The organism is Nonomuraea sp. NPDC052116, assembly GCF_040680035.1.
GTDB classification, from domain to species: domain Bacteria; phylum Actinomycetota; class Actinomycetes; order Streptosporangiales; family Streptosporangiaceae; genus Nonomuraea; species Nonomuraea angiospora_A.
This window is the reverse complement of record NZ_JBFAWA010000002.1, coordinates 462,935-482,009: the sequence shown is the minus strand read 5'-3', so window position 1 is coordinate 482,009 and position 19,075 is coordinate 462,935. Positions and strand designations below refer to the sequence as shown.

At 70.5% G+C, this 19,075-nt stretch carries 20 protein-coding genes; 16 read left to right on the top strand and 4 right to left on the bottom strand.

Translation table 11 applies throughout. The features are described from left to right. Positions 1–11: 11 nt before the first annotated feature. Positions 12–899, top strand: a complete 888-nt coding sequence (locus AB0L65_RS05160; protein WP_364240379.1) for a hypothetical protein — start codon at positions 12–14, stop codon at positions 897–899. Here the strand turns inward: AB0L65_RS05160 and AB0L65_RS05155 are convergent. Beyond that, positions 896–1,516 carry a MerR family transcriptional regulator gene (locus AB0L65_RS05155; protein ID WP_364240377.1) on the bottom strand — a complete coding sequence of 207 codons (621 nt, stop codon included), beginning with the start codon at positions 1,514–1,516 and terminating at the stop codon, positions 896–898. The genes AB0L65_RS05160 and AB0L65_RS05155 overlap by 4 nt on opposite strands. Positions 1,517–1,531: 15 nt before the next feature. Next, entirely contained in the window at positions 1,532–2,380 is an 849-nt protein-coding gene (locus AB0L65_RS05150) for a LysR family transcriptional regulator (RefSeq protein ID WP_364240375.1), read from the bottom strand. Between the two features lie 344 nt (positions 2,381–2,724). On the opposite strand from AB0L65_RS05150, the gene AB0L65_RS05145 reads away from it, so the two are divergent. The 3 genes from AB0L65_RS05145 to AB0L65_RS05135 all read left to right on the top strand — a co-directional run bounded on the left by AB0L65_RS05145 (position 2,725) and on the right by AB0L65_RS05135 (position 5,280). Further along, entirely contained in the window at positions 2,725–3,753 is a 1,029-nt protein-coding gene (locus AB0L65_RS05145; RefSeq protein ID WP_364240593.1) for an acetyl-CoA acetyltransferase, read from the top strand. 88 nt (positions 3,754–3,841) lie between these two features. After that, positions 3,842–4,375 (top strand): RNA polymerase sigma factor, encoded by a 534-nt coding sequence (locus tag AB0L65_RS05140; RefSeq protein ID WP_364240373.1) that lies wholly within the window; start codon positions 3,842–3,844, stop codon positions 4,373–4,375. Beyond that, positions 4,372–5,280 carry a hypothetical protein gene (locus AB0L65_RS05135; RefSeq protein ID WP_364240371.1) on the top strand — a complete coding sequence of 303 codons (909 nt, stop codon included), beginning with the start codon at positions 4,372–4,374 and terminating at the stop codon, positions 5,278–5,280. The genes AB0L65_RS05140 and AB0L65_RS05135 overlap by 4 nt, the downstream gene beginning before the upstream one ends. A gap of 6 nt (positions 5,281–5,286) precedes the next feature. On the opposite strand, the gene AB0L65_RS05130 is transcribed toward AB0L65_RS05135, so the two are convergent. Next, positions 5,287–6,219, bottom strand: a complete 933-nt coding sequence (locus AB0L65_RS05130) for a BadF/BadG/BcrA/BcrD ATPase family protein (protein ID WP_364240369.1) — start codon at positions 6,217–6,219, stop codon at positions 5,287–5,289. Between the two features lie 60 nt (positions 6,220–6,279). Between AB0L65_RS05130 and AB0L65_RS05125 the strand changes: the two genes are divergently transcribed. The 6 genes from AB0L65_RS05125 to AB0L65_RS05100 all read left to right on the top strand — a co-directional run bounded on the left by AB0L65_RS05125 (position 6,280) and on the right by AB0L65_RS05100 (position 12,282). Beyond that, positions 6,280–7,149 carry a MurR/RpiR family transcriptional regulator gene (locus AB0L65_RS05125; RefSeq protein WP_355201494.1) on the top strand — a complete coding sequence of 290 codons (870 nt, stop codon included), beginning with the start codon at positions 6,280–6,282 and terminating at the stop codon, positions 7,147–7,149. Then, positions 7,146–7,895 carry an SIS domain-containing protein gene (locus AB0L65_RS05120; protein WP_364240367.1) on the top strand — a complete coding sequence of 250 codons (750 nt, stop codon included), beginning with the start codon at positions 7,146–7,148 and terminating at the stop codon, positions 7,893–7,895. The genes AB0L65_RS05125 and AB0L65_RS05120 overlap by 4 nt, the downstream gene beginning before the upstream one ends. Before the next feature lie 75 nt (positions 7,896–7,970). Then, entirely contained in the window at positions 7,971–9,326 is a 1,356-nt protein-coding gene (locus AB0L65_RS05115) for a cellulose binding domain-containing protein (protein ID WP_364240365.1), read from the top strand. Positions 9,327–9,337: 11 nt separating this feature from the next. Further along, positions 9,338–10,585, top strand: a complete 1,248-nt coding sequence (locus AB0L65_RS05110; protein WP_364240363.1) for an extracellular solute-binding protein — start codon at positions 9,338–9,340, stop codon at positions 10,583–10,585. Next, positions 10,586–11,467 carry a sugar ABC transporter permease gene (locus AB0L65_RS05105; RefSeq protein ID WP_363967799.1) on the top strand — a complete coding sequence of 294 codons (882 nt, stop codon included), beginning with the start codon at positions 10,586–10,588 and terminating at the stop codon, positions 11,465–11,467. Beyond that, positions 11,464–12,282 (top strand): carbohydrate ABC transporter permease, encoded by an 819-nt coding sequence (locus AB0L65_RS05100; protein ID WP_350724538.1) that lies wholly within the window; start codon positions 11,464–11,466, stop codon positions 12,280–12,282. The genes AB0L65_RS05105 and AB0L65_RS05100 overlap by 4 nt, the downstream gene beginning before the upstream one ends. Here AB0L65_RS05100 and AB0L65_RS05095 read toward each other — a convergent pair. Further along, positions 12,272–13,222 (bottom strand): BadF/BadG/BcrA/BcrD ATPase family protein, encoded by a 951-nt coding sequence (locus AB0L65_RS05095; RefSeq protein ID WP_364240361.1) that lies wholly within the window; start codon positions 13,220–13,222, stop codon positions 12,272–12,274. The genes AB0L65_RS05100 and AB0L65_RS05095 overlap by 11 nt on opposite strands. Positions 13,223–13,301: 79 nt before the next feature. Between AB0L65_RS05095 and AB0L65_RS05090 the strand changes: the two genes are divergently transcribed. From AB0L65_RS05090 to AB0L65_RS05065, 6 genes are read left to right on the top strand one after another with little or no spacing between them, the layout of a single operon-like run. Beyond that, positions 13,302–14,171: a MurR/RpiR family transcriptional regulator gene (locus AB0L65_RS05090; RefSeq protein WP_364240359.1), complete on the top strand. Its 870-nt coding sequence runs from the start codon at positions 13,302–13,304 to the stop codon at positions 14,169–14,171. Then, a complete protein-coding gene (locus tag AB0L65_RS05085; protein WP_350724543.1) occupies positions 14,172–14,906 on the top strand; it encodes an SIS domain-containing protein in 735 nt (244 codons plus the stop codon). 18 nt (positions 14,907–14,924) lie between these two features. Further along, a complete protein-coding gene (ngcE, locus tag AB0L65_RS05080) occupies positions 14,925–16,337 on the top strand; it encodes an N-acetylglucosamine/diacetylchitobiose ABC transporter substrate-binding protein (protein ID WP_364240357.1) in 1,413 nt (470 codons plus the stop codon). Continuing rightward, on the top strand, positions 16,337–17,248 hold the full coding sequence (locus AB0L65_RS05075) for a sugar ABC transporter permease (RefSeq protein ID WP_364240355.1): 912 nt from the start codon (positions 16,337–16,339) through the stop codon (positions 17,246–17,248). Before ngcE ends, AB0L65_RS05075 begins: the two co-directional genes overlap by 1 nt. Next, a complete protein-coding gene (locus AB0L65_RS05070) occupies positions 17,248–18,165 on the top strand; it encodes a carbohydrate ABC transporter permease (RefSeq protein WP_350724548.1) in 918 nt (305 codons plus the stop codon). Before AB0L65_RS05075 ends, AB0L65_RS05070 begins: the two co-directional genes overlap by 1 nt. 21 nt (positions 18,166–18,186) lie before the next feature. Continuing rightward, a complete protein-coding gene (locus AB0L65_RS05065) occupies positions 18,187–19,032 on the top strand; it encodes an aminoglycoside phosphotransferase family protein (protein WP_364240353.1) in 846 nt (281 codons plus the stop codon). Positions 19,033–19,075: the final 43 nt, after the last annotated feature.

The following is a 19,075-nucleotide window of genomic DNA, read 5'->3' as shown; positions in this document are numbered from 1 at the left end:
ACGATGAGTCCATGAACGTGAACCTTTCCGCTATCCCCGGCTTCCTCGCCGGGCACGCACGAGTACTGGACCGCCGCCGCTACGACCTGCTCATGGGCGACGGCGACGCCGCCTCCGCGCTGGGCGCGCTGGAGGCCTACCGCAACCCCGACGGCGGCTACGGCTGGGGCCTGGAGCCGGACCTGCGCTCACCCGAGAGCCAGCCTGGGGCGGCGCTGCACGCCTTCGAGGTGTTCGCGGACGTCGCCCCCGTGACCTCGCCGCGGGCCGCGGCGCTGTGCGACTGGCTGGACTCGGTCACGCTGCCGGACGGCGGGGTGCCGTTCTCGCTGCCGCTCACCGTCGGCGAGGCCACCGCGCCCTGGTGGGCGGGCGGCGACGCGGGCACCTCGTCCCTGCAGATCACCTCGATCTCGGCGGCCGCCGCCCACCGCGTCGCGGCCCACGACCCGGCCGTGGCCGCGCATCCGTGGCTGGAGCGGGCCACGCGCTACTGCCTCGACGCGATCCAGGAGCTCGACAAGGCGCCGCACGCGTACGTGCTGGCGTTCGCGGTGCGCTTCCTCGACGCCGTGTACGACACCCAGCCCAGGGCGGCCGACCTGCTCAAGCGGCTCGCCGCGCACATCCCCGCGGACGGGCGGGTGCCGGTCGAGGGCGGCACCGAGTTCGAGACGCTGCGGCCGCTGGACTTCGCGCCCCACCCGGGCGGGGCGGCCCGCGATCTCTTCGAGCCCGACGTGATCGCGGCGGACCTGGTACGGCTGGCGGGGCAGCAGAAGGACGACGGCGGATGGGAAGTGGACTACGCGCGCATCTCCCCGGCCGGGGCGCTCGACTGGCGCGGCGCCGTCACCGTGAACAACCTCGCACTGCTGCGCGAGAACGGCCTCATCTAGGGGGACAGGCGGCGGGCCGACTCCGACTCCTGGGCCATGCGGCGCAGCGCCTCGAACGCCTTGCCGTACAGGACGGTGCCGAGCACCAGGGCCTCCACGGCGGCGTCGCGCGGGCCGTCGAAGGGGATGGTGTTCATCTCGACCTCGGAGACGAGCTTCTGCGCGATCTCGACGTACGGCTTCAGGTCGACGGGCAGGCCGAGCTGGCGCATCCGGACGATCGTCTGGGCCAGCTCGTCCCGGGCGGGGGCGGTAGGCGTGACGTCCCAGCCCTGGCCGGCGACGAGACGGTCCACCTCGTCGCGGGCGGTCTGCCACTCCTCGCCGGGCTCGGGCTCGACCGTGGCGCTCAGAGCGTAGTGGGCGGTGCCGAGCAGCAGGTGCACGGGGAGCGACTCGTCCTCGACGGCCTCGATGATCTTCTTGATCGAGGCGACGGGGAGCCGGCCCACTTCGAGCAGGGCTCGGATCAGGCGGAGTCTGCGCAGGTGGGACTCGTCGTACTCGGCTCTGGTCGCGGCTGTCTGCTCGCCGGGGTGCAGCAGGCACTCGCGGAGGTAGTACTTGATCGTCGGGATGGCCACACCGGACTTGGCACTGAGTTCGGAGATGCGCATCGCTAGATAATAGCGCTATCCAGAGCGGGCGAGGTGCCGGGCGGCGCTGAGGAGCTCGTGGACGTCCGTCTGGCGGTTCCAGAGGAAGACCACTTCCAGCGGCGGCACGTCCTCTTTTATGGGGACAAATGCGAGTGTGTCGGGGATGGTGGTGCCCTCGTGGACGCACAGCGCGTAGCCCGCGCCTTCCTCCACCATGTTGATGACCAGGTCGTGCGTGGCCGCGGCCGGGCCGAGGCGGGGGTGGAGGCGGTGCCGTACGAACCCCTCCAGGAAGCGGCGGGCCCCGGCGACCGCGTCGGACTCCGGCATCACCAGCGGCTCGCCCGCCAGGTCCGCCAGCGACAGCGCCTCGTACGACGCCAGGGGGTGATCGCGGTGGAGCAGCGCGCGCACCGGGAAACGGTGGACCAGCATGCGGGCCACGCCCCTGGGCAGCGAGCCCGGCGCGTAGCCGAGCCCGGCCTGCAGGGTGCCGTCCGCGATGGAGACGATCTGCTCGGCCGTTCCCATGGGGGCCACGCGCAGGTTGGAGGTCTGGAGCTGGGACAGCAGCCGGGCCACCACGTCCGCCAGCCCGTCGGCCACGCCTAGACGCGCGGCCGTGACCCTGTTCCTGGCGGCGGCCACGGCGCGGTCGAAGGCGTCGACCGCCACGGTGGCCTGGGCCAGGAAGGCCTCGCCCGCCTCGGTCAGCTGCACGCCGCTGGACGACCGGCTGAACAACTCGACGCCGATCTCCTTCTCCAGGGCTCTGAGCTGCTCCGACAGCGTGGGCTGTGCGATGTGCAGCGCGGTGGCGGCGCGGCGGAGACTGCCCGCGCGGGCGATCGCCATCGCGTACCGAACGTAGCGTAGATCCATCCCTCACCTCAGCGTGATGATGGGCTTATCGGTTGATCACTCCTCCGTATTACAAGAGGACCTGCCTCCCGTGAAGATATTCAGTTATCCACTGGTGGCGACATTTCCGGATTGGATGTGGTTGACGAGCAAGCGCTTGTCTCGACAGTCGGGGCGGGCTAGCGTGCGTCTACGGAGCGGGCCACCGCGAGGGAGCGCCGTCGCCTGGACTGAGGAGCGCCGGGAGCGGAGCGACCCGAGCGACGAGGGAAGGCGACGGCTTGAAGCGACCGAGCCCGCCTCACGGAGTGAGGCCATCGACACAGCAGCCGTTCGGGGGGTTGGCGGCGGTGGCCGGGGTCGGGATGACGGCGCTGACCAGGGAGTCCGGGCGGAGCGAGCTGGAGCTGGCGGTCGAGGCGTGCCGGGCGGCGTGCGCGGACGCGGGCATCGGGCCGCGCGACGTGGACGCGGTGCTCAGCTACCACCTGAACGACTCCGCCCCCGTCGTCCAGGTCGCGCGGGCCCTGGGCATCGAGCGGCTCGGGTGGCACAACGACATCGCCGGGGGAGGCACGCAGGCGGCGTCGATCCTGGGCGACGCGGCGATGCTCATACACGCCGGGTTGGCGCGAAATATCGTGGTCTATCGGGCGCTCAACGGCCGCTCCGGCAAGCGCATGAACACCGTCTCCACCGGCCCCCAGGAGCGTTTCACGTACGGGCTGGCCGGCCCGATCCCGCTGTTCGCCCTGGCCGCGACCCGCTACCTGCACGACACGGGCCTCACGGAGGAGCACCTGCACGCGGTCGTCGCCCAGTCCAGGGAGAACGCCAAGGCCAACCCCCGGGCCCTGCGCCGCGAACCCCTGGAGCTCGCCGACTACCTCGCCCGGCCGTACGTGAGCACCCCCCTCCGCACGGTCGACTGCTGCCAGGAGACCGACGGGGCCTGCGCCCTCGTGGTCAGCGGCGTGCTCGACGGGCCGCGCGTGCGGGCGGTCGTCCGCGGGGGAGGCCCCGGCTGCTCGTCGATGGACCGCGCCCCGGACGTCACCGCGATCTTCTCGGCGTACGTGGCGCCCATGCTCTGGGAGGCGTCCGGGCTGCGGCCGTCGGACGTGGACGTGGCGCTGCCGTACGACGCCTACTCGTGGCTCGTGCCCCGGCAGCTGGAGGACTTCGGGCTGGTCGAGCGTGGGGATCTGGGGCCGTACCTGCTGGAGCGCCGGCACGCCTGGGTGAACCCGCACGGCGGGCTGCTCTCGGAGGGCTACGTGCACGGCCTGAACAACGTGGCCCAGGCCGTCAGGGAGCTGCGTGAGGGCCGTGAGGTGGCCCTTGTGACGGGGTTCGGGGGCAGCTACGGGAGCGCCGCCCTGCTCGTACGGTGAAAAATCGGCTGAAATGCTGATGAGGCCTCCGACATGTACGGGGTGATCCGATCCCGACGACCGAGGAGGCCGACCATGGGGACCGCCCGTGGATGACGACCGGAGGACCCGGTTCGAGGCCGTTTACCAGCAGACGTACGAGCACATACTCGGCTACGCCATGCGCCGCTGTGACTCGCCGGAGGACGCGGCGGACGTGGTCGCCGAGACGTTCGCGATCGCCTGGCGCCGCATGGACGTGCTGCCGCCGGGCGGCGCGTCCAGATTGTGGCTGTACGGGGTGGCCAGGAACGTGCTGGCCAACCACCGCCGCGGCCAGGCCAGGCACCGCAACCACAGCATGGAGCTCGACGCCGACCTCGCCGACCTGTACGCGCACTCGCCCGAGACCAGTGTCGAGCTGGGCGCGATCGCGCGGGCGTTCGAGCAACTGTCCGAGGACGACCGGGAGCTGATCTCGCTGGTGGCCTGGGAGGGCCTGGACCGGGCCCAGATCGCCACCGTGCTCGGCTGCTCGCGCAACGCCGTCCGCATCCGCCTCCACCGGGCGCGCAAGCGCTTCTCCAAGGCGCTGGCCGCGGCGGGCGTGACCGTCAACCACCTGATCATGGAGTCCGCATGAACAACCTGCAGCACCTCGCCAGGGTCCGCGACGAGGATCTGGCGGGCCAGGCGTCCGGCGCGGGGGCGCGGGCGCTCCTCGCCTCGATCACCTCCGAGGAGCCCGCCGCCGAGTCTGCCATCGGGCCCGCCCGCCGCCGGACCTCTCGGTGGCGTACCCGGCTGGTCGTGGGCGCCGTGGCCGTCACCGGGCTCGCCGCGGCCGCCGTGATCGCCCCCGCCGTCCTCGGCCCGCGCGGCCCCGCCACCTCCTACGCCAACTCCGCCATCGACATCGAGCTGCGCGGCGACATGTACGTGGCCACCATCAAGGACCCGTTCGCCGACTACGCCAAGTACACCGAGGGCTTCAAGGCCGTGGGCCTGAACGTGAACCTGGAGGTCGTGCCGGTCTCTCCCACCCAGGTGGGCCAGATCACGGGCATGCGGCTGAGCGGCCCGCTGGCGGACAACGGCGAGTCCATCACCAACGGCACGTCGCCCGAGGGCTGCGCGTTCGGCAGTGCGGGCTGCGCGATGACCGTCGAGGTGGCCCGCGGCTGGACCGGCTGGGCCTCGGTCCGGCTGGGGCGGGCGGCGCGGCCGGGGGAGAGGTACCAGAACTGGCGCTCGGCCATGAAGAAGGGCGAGATGCTGGCGGGCTACCGCGCCGACGGGAAGACCGTGGGCGAGGTCATGGCCGAGGTTCGCCGGCGCGGCCTCGAGGCGGTCTTCCAGATCATCACCCCCGCGCCGGACAACGACGGCTACGGGGTGGACCCGAAGCAGCAGTCGGCCAAGGTCGGCGACGACTGGATGGTCTGGGAGGTCCAGTCGGAGAAGGCCGGAGTCGTGCGCCTGATGGTGACCAAGGAACGGCTGCCGAAGAACCCCGTCTACGGCGACACGAAGATCCTGGACGAGTAGCCGGGATCAGACGGTGAAGGCGGCGTGCCGGGCCGGTGCCTCGGCGTCCGGGAGCAGGTCCCGGGCCGCCAGCCAGGCCGCCGCCCCCGCCGGGTCACCCGCCGTGACGGCGTCCGCCAGGCGGTCGTGGACCGCTCGCTGGACGGGGCCCTCCGACGTGAGCACGCCGCCTGCGAGCACGATGGGCAGGCCGGGCTCGTGCACCTGGGCCGCCGTGCTCGCCAGCCGGGCCGCGGCCTCGGCGACGAGGGCCCGCGCTTCCGGGTCGCCCGCCTCGGCGGCCTGGCTGACGAGGGGCGCCAGCTCGGCGAGCGCCAGCGGCGGCCGGGCGTGCACCGCCGCCGCGAGCTGCGCGACCGGGTCCTCGCCCACGCCGTCGGGCAGCAGCTGCCGGACGACGAGCTCCGCCAGCCGCCCACCCCCGGCGCTTCGAGCGGAGAGGGCGGTGAGGGCGCGGACGGTGGCGCGGGCGGCGGCGTGGCCGAGCCAGAAGCCCGAGCCCTCGTCCCCGAGCAGCCACCCGTACCCGTCTGCGGTCGCCGTCTGCTCGTGATCGGTAATTTTTGCCGCGATCGCCCCCGTCCCCGAGATCAGCACGGTGCCCGACGGCGAGGAGGTGCCGGCCGCGAACGCGGTCACGGTGTCGCCGACGACCCGTACCGGCAGGCCCTGGGGGAGGAGCGGGCGCAGGACGCGCCCGGCCAGCTCCCGGCACGCCGCCGGATTCCCCGCCAACCCCAGAACCACCGCGTTGACGTGCGGTAACGAGGATGAAGCCGCCTCCCGGACGGCGGCGGTCAGGTGCGCGCAGGCCCGGTCCATGCCGAGCGTCACCGGGTTGGCGCCGGGCGCGTGCCCCCGCCCCACCGGCGCCCCGTCCACCGTGAACAGCGCGGCCCGCGACGAGGTGCCGCCCGCGTCGATCCCGAGTACCAGCATGTCAAAAATTATTGCCCAAACGCCTTGACGGTGCCAGGTCCTGGTCATAATTTTCATCACGTGGAACTACTCAACCGCATCGAGGCCGAGCAGCGCGACATGCCCGAGGCGCTGCGCAAGGTGGCCGAGGTGATCCTGGCCGCGCCCGCCGAGGCCGCCCGGCTGACCATCGTCGACCTGGCCGAGCGGAGCGGGACGTCCACGGCGACCATCACGCGCTTCTGCCGCGCTCTCGGCTTCACCGGGTACGCCGAGCTGCGCGTGGCCGTCGCCACCGAGACCGGCCGCAAGGCCCAGCAGACCTGGCACACCGACATCGGCCAGGAGATCCTCCCCGACGACAGCCTCGACAAGGTGCTCGGCGTCGTGTCCGGCAACGACATCCGCCTGATCCAGGAGACCGCCGACCAGCTCGACCTGGCCGTGGTGGACAAGGCCGCCCAGGCGGTGGCCAGGGCCGGGCGGGTGCTGCTGTTCGGCGTGTCGAGCAGCGCGGCGGTGGCCAGCGAGATGGAGTACCGGCTGCAGCGCATGCGCGTACCGACCTGGAGCAGGTCCGACGCCCACAGCGCGCTGACGGACGCCGCGCTGCTCGGACAGGGCGACGTGGCGATCGGGATCTCGCACAGCGGCCGGACGCGCGAGGTCATCGAGGTGCTCGCGGAGGCGAGCAGCCACGGCGCGATCACCGTGGCCGTCACCTCGCAGCCGCGCTCCCCGCTGGCCGAGGTGGCCGAGCTGGTGCTGACCACGGCCAGCCGCGCGACGAGCTTCAGGTCGGAGGGGTTCGCCGCGATCCACTCGCAGCTCCTGGTGCTCGACGTCGTGTACGTGTCGGTGGCCCAGCGCACGTACGAGCGCACCAGGCAGGCATTCGACGTGACTGTCCGGGCGGTGGCCGGACATCGACTCCCGGAAGGGGATTTATGACAGTAGATCCAGCAAAGTTCGCTCAGCACATCGCCGACCTCGTCCGGACGATTCCGGAAGATCCGGAGATCGCCCGAGCTGCCGGCCTCTTCGCCAAGGCGGTGAGTGGAGGCGGCGTCATCCAGGCGTTCGGCTCCGGCCACTCGGAGGCCGTCGCGATGGAGATCGCCGGCCGCGCCGGCGGCCTCGTGCCCACCAGCAAGCTCGCGCTCAGGGATCTCGTCCTGTACGGCGACGCCCCCCGCTCCGAGCTGGACCGCTACGACCTCGAACGCGACCCGTCCGTCGCCCGCGCCATCCTCGACCTGGCGCCCGTCCATCCCGGCGACCTGTTCGTCATCATCTCCAACTCGGGCGTCAACGGCGTGGTCGTCGAGCTGGCCACGCTCGTCAAGCAGCGCGGTCACGACCTGATCGCGATCACCTCGCGCGCCCACGGCGAAGCCGTCGCGTCCCGCCACCCATCGGGCCGCAAGCTCCTCGACCTGGCCGACGTCGTCCTGGACAACCGTGCGCCCTACGGCGACGCCGTGCTCCCCCTGCCCGACGCGGGCGCCTCCGTCGGAGCCGTCTCCACGATCACCTCGGCGCTGCTGGCCCAGCTCGTCGTGGCTCAGACCGTACGTAATCTGCTCGAAGCGGGCGAGGTGCCGCCGGTCTACCTGTCGGCCAACGTCCCCGAGGGTGACGCCCACAACCTCAAGCTGGAGGCGCTGTACGCCGGTCGCATCCGGCGCGGCGCCTGAGTCCTCCGCAAGCTGTCACGAGCTCTGTTCGGCATGCCCGGAATCCGGGGCCGGACCTCGCAAGGAGAACCCCCCATGTACCGAAATATCGGAAAAGTTGTCCTCTCCTTAGTCCTCCCTCTCGTCCTCGTCGTCGTGGCCCTGGTCGCTCCGGCCAGCGCCCAGCAGTCCGTACGCCTCCAGTACCGCACCAGCGCTCCCGGAGCCACCACCGCCCAGGCCGAGCCCTGGCTCCAGCTCTTCAACGACGGCACCACCACGATCCCGCTCAACCAGGTCAAGATCCGCTACTACCTGACCGGCACGGAGACCTACCGCTTCGCCTGCTCCTGGGCCGTGGTGGGCTGCTCGACGGTGACCGGGCAGTTCGTCCGCCAGTCGGGCGCCGACCAGTACCTGGAGGTCGGCTTCAGCTCCGGCAACCTGGCCCCCGGCGCGAACACCGGCGACCTGCAGCTGCGCTTCTACCGCGCGGACTGGCAGACGTTCACGCAGAGCGACGACTACTCCTACGGGTCCAACACCACCTACACGAACTGGGACAAGGTCACCGTTTACGTCAACGGCCAGCTCGCGTGGGGGCGGCCGAACGGCACCGAACCCACCCCCACTCCCACGCCCACGGTCCCCCCGACGGGCTCGGCGGGCGTGCTGTTCGACGACTTCACGTACACGGGGTCGAGCGACCCCCGCCTCGCCCAGCGCGGCTGGACGGTGCGCTCCAGCTCCGGCGGCCCCGGCGTGCCCGGCGCCACCTGGTCGCCCTCGGCGGTCTCGTTCCCGGGCGGCCTGCTGACGCTCGACTCCACCACGAACGGCACCGCCGCCGGCACCGTCCAGACCGAGCTGTCCACCGCGAACCGCAAGTTCTTCGAGGGCACCTACGCCGCCCGCGTCCGCTTCAGCGACGCCCCGACCAGTGGCCCCGACGGCGAGCACGTGGTGCAGACGTTCTTCACCATCACCCCGCTGCGCTACAACCTGGACCCCGACTACGGCGAGCTCGACTTCGAGTATCTGCCGAACGGCGGCTGGGGCGAGCCGTCCAACATCCTCTACACCACCAGCTGGGAGACCTACCAGGCCGACCCGTGGCAGGCCGTCAACACCCACACCGAGGAGCGCGCGAGCTTCGCCGGCTGGCACGACCTCGTGATCCAGGTCTCCGGCGGCCGGATCAGGTACTACGTGGACGGCCGCCTGTTCGCCGACCACGGTGACATCTACTATCCCGAGACGCCCATGTGGATCATGTTCAATAACTGGTTCATCGATCTTCAGGCCGCCACGGGGACGCGTACGTACCGGCAGCAGGTGGACTGGCTCTACTACAGCAAGAACGAGGTCGTCCCGCCCGCCGACGTCACCGGCCGCGTCGCCTCCCTGCGCGCCGCCGGCACCTCCTTCACGGACACCGTCCCCAACCCGTGACAAGGATCGCCATGAAGAACCGCATCCTGGCCCTGGCGGCCGTGTTCGCGGTGGCCGCGTGCGGCGCCGCCGAGGAGCCCAAGACGTCCGCGGGCCCCGCCAGGCTGACCGTCTGGATCATGGACGGCAGCGTCACGCAGGACCTGCTGAAGAAGTTCGAGACCGAGTACGAGGCGGCGCACAAGGGCGTGGACCTCGACCTCCAGATCCAGGCGTGGGACGGCATCGGCGAGCGCGTCACCGCCGCCCTGGCCAGCACCGACGCCCCCGACGTGATCGAGGTGGGCAACACCCAGGTCGCCCAGTACTCGGCCAGCGGCGGCGTCACGGACCTGACCGGCAAGATCGCCGAGCTCAAGGGCGAGGACTGGCTGCCGGGCCTGGCCCAGCCGGGCAAGGTCGACGGCAAGCAGTACGGGATCCCCTGGTACGCCGCCAACCGCGTGGTCGTCTACAACAAGGACCTGTTCGCCGGGGCCGGCATCAAGGAGCCCCCGAAAACGCGGGATGAATGGCTAAATATCACCGCAAAGCTAAATAAAAACGGAAATCAGGGCATCTATCTGACCGGGCAGACCTGGTACGCCCTGGCCGGCTTCATCTGGGACGAGGGCGGCGACCTGGCCGTCCAGGAGGGCGGCAAGTGGAAGGGCGCCCTCGACACCCCGCAGGCCCTGGCCGGGATGGACTTCTACCAGCGCCTCCAGGCCCTCGGCAAGGGCCCCAAGGACGCCGACGAGGCCAACCCGCCCCAGCACGAGGTCTTCGCCCAGGGCAAGGTGGCCCAGGTCATCGCCGTCCCCGGCATCGCCGCCCGCGTCCTGGAGGTGGACCCCAAGCTGAAGGACAAGATGGGCTTCTTCCCCATCCCGGGCAAGACGGCCGACAGACCCGGCACCGTCTTCACGGGCGGCTCCGACCTGATCATCCCGGCCGCGTCCAAGCGCCAGGAGGCGGCGTACGAGCTGGTCCGGGCCCTGGCCGGGGAGCGGTTCCAGACCGAGCTGGCCAAGACGATGAGCTTCGTGCCCAACCGCACCTCGCTGGCCGGCGTGCTGGACGGCGACGAGGGCACCGCGGCCATGGCGAAGGGCGCCGCGGGCGGCCGCGCCACCCCGAACACCCCCAACTGGGCCGCCGTCGAGGCCACCTCCGTGATCAAGCAGTACATGACCGCCGTGCTCACCGGCGCCGACCCCGCGACGGAGGCGAAGAAGGTCTCGGAGTCCATCACCACGACCCTGAACAGCGGGTCCTGAATGCGCGGCACCAGGAGCCCGTGGCCCTACCTGCTCATCGCGCCCACGGTGGCGGGCGGGGCCTTCCTCCTGCTCTACCCGATGCTCAAGGCCGCGGTGATCTCCTTCCAGCACTTCCGCATGGGGGAGCTGATCAGGGGCGGCGCGGCCTTCGCCGGTCTGGACAACTACGCCGAGCTGCTGGCCGGCGAGGAGTTCTGGCGGGTGCTGTGGCGCACGCTGGGGTGGACCGCGATCAACGTGGTGCTGATCGTGGTCCTGTCCACCGGCGTGGCGCTGATGCTCGCCCGCCTGCGCCGCGGGCTGCGCCTGGCCCTGATGAGCGCCCTCGCCCTGGCCTGGGCCACCCCGATCATCGCGGCCACGACGGTGTTCCAGTGGCTGTTCCAGTCGGAGCTCGGGGTGGTGAACTGGCTGCTGGTCGCGCTCGGGTTCGACTCCTTCCGCGGCTACCCGTGGTTCGCCGACGGCACGGCCACGTTCGCCGTGCTCGTGGTCCTCGTCGTGTGGCAGTCGGTGCCGTTCGCCGCGCTCACCCTCTACGCCGGGCTGACCACCATTCCGGTGGAGCTGTACGAGTCCGCCCGGATCGACGGCGGCACCGGCCGACAGGTCTTCTGGAAGGTCACCCTGCCGATGCTGCGGCAACTGTTCGCCCTGGTCGCCTCGCTGGAGGTGATCTGGGTGGCCAAGTGCTTCCCGCAGATCTGGGTGCTCAGCCAGGGCGGCCCGGACGGCGCCACGACCACCCTTCCGGTGTACGCGTTCAAGATCGCCCGGGTGCTGCACCGGTACGACCTGGGCTCGGCGGTCGCCATGCTCACCGTCGTCATCCTCGCCGTCGCCCTGGTCAGCAACCTGCGAAGGATGGTCCGCCAGTGAAGAGGCTGACGCTCAACGCGGCCGCGGTCGTCGTGCTCGTGATGACGATCTTCCCGGTCTACTGGATGTTCCTGACCGCGTTCAAGCCGACCGGGGAGATCCAGGCGGCCACGCCGACGTTCTGGCCGGCGCACCCGACCCTGGAGCACTTCGTGACGGCGGTGAACGCGCCGGGGTTCTGGACCTACTGGCGCAACAGCCTCGTCGTCACCGTGGTCGCGGTGCTGGTCGCGCTGGTGACGGCGCTGCTGGCGGCGTTCGCGGTGGCCCGGATGCGCTGGCGGGGGAGAGGGGCGTTCGTGATCGCGGTGTTCGCGGCGCAGATGGCGCCGTGGGAGGCGCTGCTGGTGCCGGTGTTCATCATCGCCAGGGACACCGAGCTGCTGGACTCGCTGGCGATGCTGACCGGCGTCTACTTCATGATCACGTTGCCGTTCACGATCGTGACGCTGCGCGGGTTCCTGGCCGCGATCCCGCCGGAGCTGGAGGAGGCGGCGCAGGTGGACGGGTGCGGCCGCCTGGCCGCCTTCCGCCGGGTGGTCTTCCCGCTGCTGGCGCCCGGGCTGATGGCGACGTCGCTGTTCGGGTTCATCACGGCGTGGAACGAGTTCGCGTTCGTGAACGTGCTGATCATCAAGGACCAGGACAAGCGCACGCTGCCGGTGTGGCTGTCGTCCTTCCGCGACGTCTTCGGCACGGACTGGGGCGCCACGATGGCCGCCGCCAGCCTGTTCGCGCTGCCCGCGCTGCTGCTCTTCCTGTTCCTGCAGCGCCGGGTGGGCACCGGGATGACGGCGGGGGCCGTCAAGGGCTGACGGCGGTGAACGCGGTGTGCAGGGCCTTCGCGTCCGCCTCCGGGAGCAGGTCCCGGGCCGCCAGCCAGGCCGCCGCGCCCGCCGCGTCCCCCGCCGTCGTGACGTTCTTGTCCGCCAGCAGCTTCACCACCGCCTGGCGTACCGGACCCTCGCTGGTGAGCACGCTTCCGGCGAGCACCACCGGACCGGACACGTGTACGCGTCCGAGCGTGGCGACCAGGCGCTCGGCGGCCTCCCGCGTGACCTGGAGCGCCGCCTCGTCGCCTGCCTCGGCGGCCTGGCTGACCAGCGAGGACAGCGCGGCCAGGCGCATGTGGTCGGCCTGCGCCAGCCGTACGATGCGGTCGGCGACGGCACGCGGCGCGGCGGGCCGCTCGTCGCCGAGGAAGTGCTCCACCACGAGCTCGGCCAGCGCGCCGGTGGGCGGCGCGCCGCGGTCGAGGGCGCCGACCACCTCCTTGACGGCCTGGCGGCCGATCCAGAAGCCCGACCCCTCGTCGCCCAGCAGCCAGCCCAGCCCGTCGGCGATGGCGTCGAGCCGGAAGCCCACGATCCTGGCCGCCACCGCCCCCGTGCCCGACAGCAGCAGCGAGCCGTCGGGCTCCGGCGAGCCCGCGGCGTAGGCGATCGGCGTGTCGCCCATGTAGCGCGGCCCCTCCGCGATGCCGTGCCCGGCCCAGACCTTCGCCAGCTCGGGCACCATCTCCGCCACGTGCCCCGCCACCCCGGTCAGCGACGCCACGACCCGCCGGCCATCATGCGCCCCCAGCGCCTCACCGAGCGCGGCGGCCACGTTGGCCACCGCCTTGCCCAGCCCGTGAGCAGTGGGATTGCCCGCGCCAGCCCGGGCGTAGCCGACCCTGGTGCCGTCGAGCGCGTGCACGGCGACCCGCGTGGACGTGGCCCCGGCGTCGACACCGACCACTAGCGATTCAGTCACGGTCCGAGTCTGGGGGTTGACGCGGACCGGAAGCAAGAATAATTTTCGCCAGAAGACCGGGTATTCGGAAGGAATATTCGTGACTTCAGGAGCGCTTGGGCGCGTCGAAACAGAACTACCCGGTTTGCCGGAAGCTTTGCGCAGAGTCGGCGAGGTGATTCTCGGCGATCCTGCCGAGGCGGCGCGTTCGACCATCATCGCGCTCGCCGAGCGGGCCGGCAGCTCGCCGGCGACCGTGACGAGATTCTGCCGGGCGTTCGGCTTCTCGGGGTACGCCGAGCTGCGCGTCGCGCTCGCCACCGAGACCGGCCGGGCCGCGCAGGCGGGCTGGGGAGCGGGCGTCGGCCACGAGATCGGCCCGGACGACCCGCTCGACTCGGCCATCGAGGTGATGGCCGCCGCCGACGCCAGGCTCATCCAGGACACCGCCGCGCAGCTCGACCTCGACATCGTCGCCAAGGTGGCCGACGCGATCGTGGCCGCGCCGCGCGTGCTCCTGGTCGGCGTCTCCACCAGCGGCAACGTCGCCGCCATGTTCGAGGGCCGGCTGCGCCGCATCGGCGTCCCCGGCTGGAGCGCCGGCGACGCGCACGTGGCCCTGTCGGAGGCGGCCCTGCTCAAGGACGGCGACGTGGCCATCGGCATCAGCCACCGGGGCCGCACCCGCGAGGTCATGGAGGCGCTGGCCGAGGCCGGCAGCCACGGCGCGCTGACGGTCGCGGTCACCTCCTTCGCCCGCTCGCCGCTGGCCGAGCTGGCAGACCTGGTGCTGACCACGGCCAGCAGGGAGACCACGTTCCGGCTCGGCGGGCTGGCCGCCGTCCATTCGCAGCTGTTCGTGCTGGACGCCGTGTACGTGGCGGTGGCCCAGCGCACCTACGAACGCACCAACGAGGCGTTCGAGCGCACGATCAGCGCCGTGGAGAGCCATCGGGTGGAGAGAGGCTGAATGACGTACGCAACCGAGGTCCTCGATCTGGCACGCCAGGTCACGGAGAGCCAGGCCGAGCCGGTACGGGAGGCGGCCGCGCTGATCGTGGCCTCGATCCGGGCGGGCGGCGTGGTCAACGCGTTCGGCTCCGGACACTCCGAGGCCATCGCCATGGAGATCGCCGGACGGGCCGGCGGCCTCGTCCCCAGCAACCGCCTCTCGCCCAGGGACCTCGTCCTGTACGGGGGCCACGCGCCCGGCGTGCTGACCTCCGAGCTGGAGCGCGACCCGGCCATCGCGCACGAGATCTACGACCTGGCGCCGGTGGCGCCGCAGGACGTGTTCGTGCTGATCTCCAGCTCCGGCGTGAACGGCACGGTCGTCGAGCTGGCCACGCTCGTCAAGGAGCGCGGGCACCCGCTGATCGCGCTCACCTCGGTCAAGCACAGCACTCAGATGACCTCGCGCCACCCGTCGGGCCGCAAGCTGCTCGACCTGGCCGACGTCGTGCTGGACAACGGGGCGCCGTACGGCGACGCCATCCTCGAGCTGCCCGGCGGCGGCACGTACGGAGCCGTGTCCACGGTCACCTCGGCGCTGCTCGCGCAGATGGTGGTCACCCGGGCGGTGGACGAGCTCGTGGCCATGGGCGAGACGCCCCCGATCTACATGTCGGTCAACGTGACCGGCGGCGACGAGCACAACAAGGCCCTGGAGAGCCGCTACGCAGGCCGTATCCGACGCGGATCATAGAAAGTCAGGAGCAGTCATATGCCCAACACCCCCCATATCAGCCGGCGTGAGCTCCTTCGCGGCGCCGCACTCGTACCCGTGGCCGGCGCGCTGGCCGCCTGCGCCACACCGGCCGCCAAGCCCACCGCGTCGTCCTCGGCGGCGCCGGTCGCGACCAGCGCGGCCAACCCGTTCGGCATGGCGGACAACAAGCCGCTGGAGGTGTGGATCTTCGACGGCGGCTTCGGCCAGGACTACGCCAAGAACATCCACCAGCCGCTCTTCAAGAGCAAGCACCCGAACGTCGAGATCAAGCACAACGCGACCAAGGAGATCACCAAGGTCCTCCAGCCGCGCTTCGCCGGCGGCAACCCGCCGGACGTGATCGACAACTCCGGCGCGAACGCCATGGACTTCGGCGCGCTCGCCCAGGACAGCCAGCTCCAGGACCTCACCCCGCTGCTCGACGCGCCCAGCTGGGACGACCCGAACACCAAGGTCCGCGACACCATCGACCAGGCCGTCATCGACCTCGGCACGTACGACGGCACCTTCAGCGTGCTCGGCTACGTGAACTACATCTTCGGCATCTGGTATTCGCAGAAGGCCTTCCGTGACAACGGCTGGGAGGCCCCGAAGACCTGGGACGAGTTCCTCAAGCTCTGCGAGACCATCAAGAAGTCCGGCAAGATGGCGCCCTTCACCTATGCCGGGAAGTTCCCGCAGTACCTGTACGAACCGCTGCTCACCATGGCCGCCAAGATCGGCGGCGCCGAGGTGCTCGTCAACATCGACAACCTCGAGGACGGCGCCTGGAAGAGCGACGCCATGAAGACCTCGGCCACCGCCTGGGCGGAGATCGGCGCCAAGTACCTCATGGAGGGCACCGCCGGCCTCGACCACGTGCAGACCCAGACGGCCCAGAACAAGTACAAGGTCGCCATGCTGCCCTCCGGCTCCTGGCTGGAGAACGAGCAGAAGACGACCACCCCGGCCGACTTCGAGTACGGGATGTTCCCGATCCCCGACTTCGGCAGCTCCGACAAGCTGCCGTACGGCAGCCTGCACAGCCAGCCGAGCGAGAACTTCATCGTGCCCTCCAAGTCCCCCAACCCCCAGGGCGGCATGGAGTACCTGCGGGCCATGCTGTCGAAGAAGGCGGCGGGCGACTTCAGCGAGATGGTCAAGACGGTCTCCGTGGTCAAGGGCGCGGGCGAGGGACGGCAGCTGTCGCCGGGCGCCGAGAGCGCGACCAAGGCGTTCGCCGCCGCGGGCACGAACGTCGTCTACTACCGCTGGCAGACCTGGTACGCCCAGCTCAAGGACGAGGCCATCGCCGCCACCGGCGAGCTGATGACCGGCGGGCTCAAGCCGGACGCCTACCTCGAGCGCCTGCAGAAGAAGGCCGACGAGATCAAGAACGACTCCTCGATCAAGAAGTACAAGCGTTGATGATCTTCAACAGGTATCGCCGCGGGCTGTTCATCACCTCGTTCCTGGCAGCCCCGGTGATCCTTTACCTGGTCTACGTGATCTCGCCGTACATCCAGGCGTTCTACATCGCGATGACCGACTGGCGCGGCGTGACGGCCACGCCCACGTTCATCGGCCTGGACAACTTCAAGCGGCTCTTCGGCGACGGCACGTTCTGGAAGGCCGTCACGCACAACGGCGCGCTGCTCGTGCTGCTGCCGCTGATCACGATCGTCATCGCCCTGTTCTTCGCCTTCCTCCTCAACGTGGGCGGCGCGCAGGGCACGTCGGGGATCCGCGGGTCGAAGTTCTACCGCGTGGTGTTCTTCTTCCCGCAGGTCCTGGCCGTCACGGTGGTGGCGGTGCTGTTCCAGCAGGTGTTCCGGCCGGACGGCAGCGGCATGCTGAACGGCCCGCTGATGGCGCTCGGGGTCAGGCCGATCGGCTTCCTGTCCGATCCCGACGTGGCGTTCTGGTCGGTGCTGGGCGTCATGGTGTGGCAGGCGGTCGGCTTCTACGTGGTGCTCTTCTCCGCCGGCCTGGCCTCCATCCCCAGGGACATGTTCGAGGCCGCGCAGATCGACGGGGCCGGCCGGGTGAGCCTGTTCTTCCGCATCACGCTGCCGCTGCTCTGGGACACCGTACAGGTGGCCTGGGTCTATCTGGGGATCCTGGCGCTGGACGTGTTCGCGATCGTCTGGGTGATGACCGACCAGCACGGCGGCCCCGACTGGTCGACCACGGTCATGGCCGCCGAGATCTACCGCAACGCGTTCCAGTACTTCCGCTTCGGCTACGCCTCGGCGCTGGGCGTGATCATGTTCCTCTTCACCGTCGGCTTCGCGATCCTCTCGCTGCGCCTCTCGCGGCGCGAACGAATCGAGTACTGATGACAACGACGATCTCGTGGACGGCGGCGAACTCCCGCAGGCTCGCCCGCCAGGAGCGCAGGCGCCGGCTCGGCCCGCTGGGCGTGCTGACGCATGTCGCGCTGCTGGTGTGGGCGCTGCTGGTGATCGTGCCGATCCTGTGGACGTTCCTGGCCTCGGTCAAGAGCGAGGACGAGATCTTCGGTGACGCCTGGTCGCTGCCGGCCACGCTGCACTGGGACAACTTCGCCAGGGCCTGGGAGCAGGCGCACATCGGGCAGTACATGCTCAACAGCGTCATCGTCGTGGCGTTCAGCACGTTCGGGACGATGCTCATCGGGTCGATGGCGGCGTACGTGCTGGCGCGTTATCCCTTTCGCGGCAACCGGGCGATCTACCTGCTCTTCGTCTCGGGTCTGGCCTTTCCCGTCTACCTGGCCCTGACCCCGCTCTTCTTCGTCGTCCAGAACATGGGCAACGTGCCGCTCATCGGCCCCTTCATCGGCCTGAACACGCATGCGGGCCTGGTCCTGGTCTACATCGCGTACTCGATGCCGTTCACGGTCTTCTTCCTGTCGGCGTTCTTCCGTACGCTGCCCACGGCGGTGGGGGAGGCGGCGATGGTGGACGGCGCGTCGCACACCCGCGTCTTCTTCCAGATCATGCTGCCGATGGCCAAGCCGGGCATCATCAGCATCACGATCTTCAACATCCTGGGCCAGTGGAACCAGTACCAGCTGCCCCTGGTGCTGCTGCAGGAGCGCGACAAGTGGGTCCTCCCCATGGGCATCGCCGACATCTCCACCGCCGCCGGATACGACCAGGACTGGTCGGCCCTCTTCGCCGCCCTGACCCTGGCGATCCTGCCGATGCTGGCGGTCTACACGGTCTTCCAACGTCAGATCCAGAGCGGCCTGACCTCTGGAGCCCTCAAGTAGCGGGGGCTTAGGCTGCGGGGTGTGACTGGCGAAATCCGCGCGCTGCTGGCCCGCCATCTCCCCGACTATCGGGTGCGCTCCATCGATCGGCTGGGCCAGGGCCTCGACAACACGGTGTACGAGGTCAACAACGAATTACTGGTACGGCGTAACAAGGCGACGACCCCCGAGGAGAACCGCCAGGAGGTCGCCCGCCTGGCGGCCGTCAGGGAGTTGTCCCCGCTACCGGTCCCCGAGGTGGTCTTCGCCGACGACGAGTCGGGGGCGATCGCGTACAGCAAGCTCCCGGGCGAGCCCCTCAACCGGCACCCCGCCGCCGACCCCCGGCTCCTGGCGCAGCCTCTGGCCGAGTTCCTCAGCGCCCTGCACGGCGCCTCTCCTGACAGGATGCGCGACCTCGCGCCGCTGGACACCTACCCGGCGCTGACCCTCCTCCAGGACGCGGAGCTCGACTACCGCGACGTCGAGGCCCACGTCCCGGAGGAACAGCGCCACCTGGTGGAGCGCTTCCTCCGCGAGCCGCCGCCGGACGAGGCCGGCGAGCTCCGCTTCTGCCACAACGACCTGGGCACCGAGCACCTGCTGACGGACGCGGCCACCAGCACGATCACCGGCGTCATCGACTGGACCGACGCCGCCCTCACCGACCCGGCCCACGACTTCGCCCTGATCTACCGCGACCTGGGGCCCGAGATCTTCGAGCTGACGGTGTCGCACTACGCCTTCTCCCTGGACGAGGCGGACCGCGCCCGGATCCTCTTCTACGCGAGATGCGCACTCATCGAGGACCTGGCGTACGGCCTGAGCACAGGCCCCCACCACTACGCCGAAGCCGCCCTGACCCACCTGGCCTGGACCTTCGGCTAGGTCGCGCAAGCGCCACCCACCCGTCGCCCGATTCCGGGGTGGG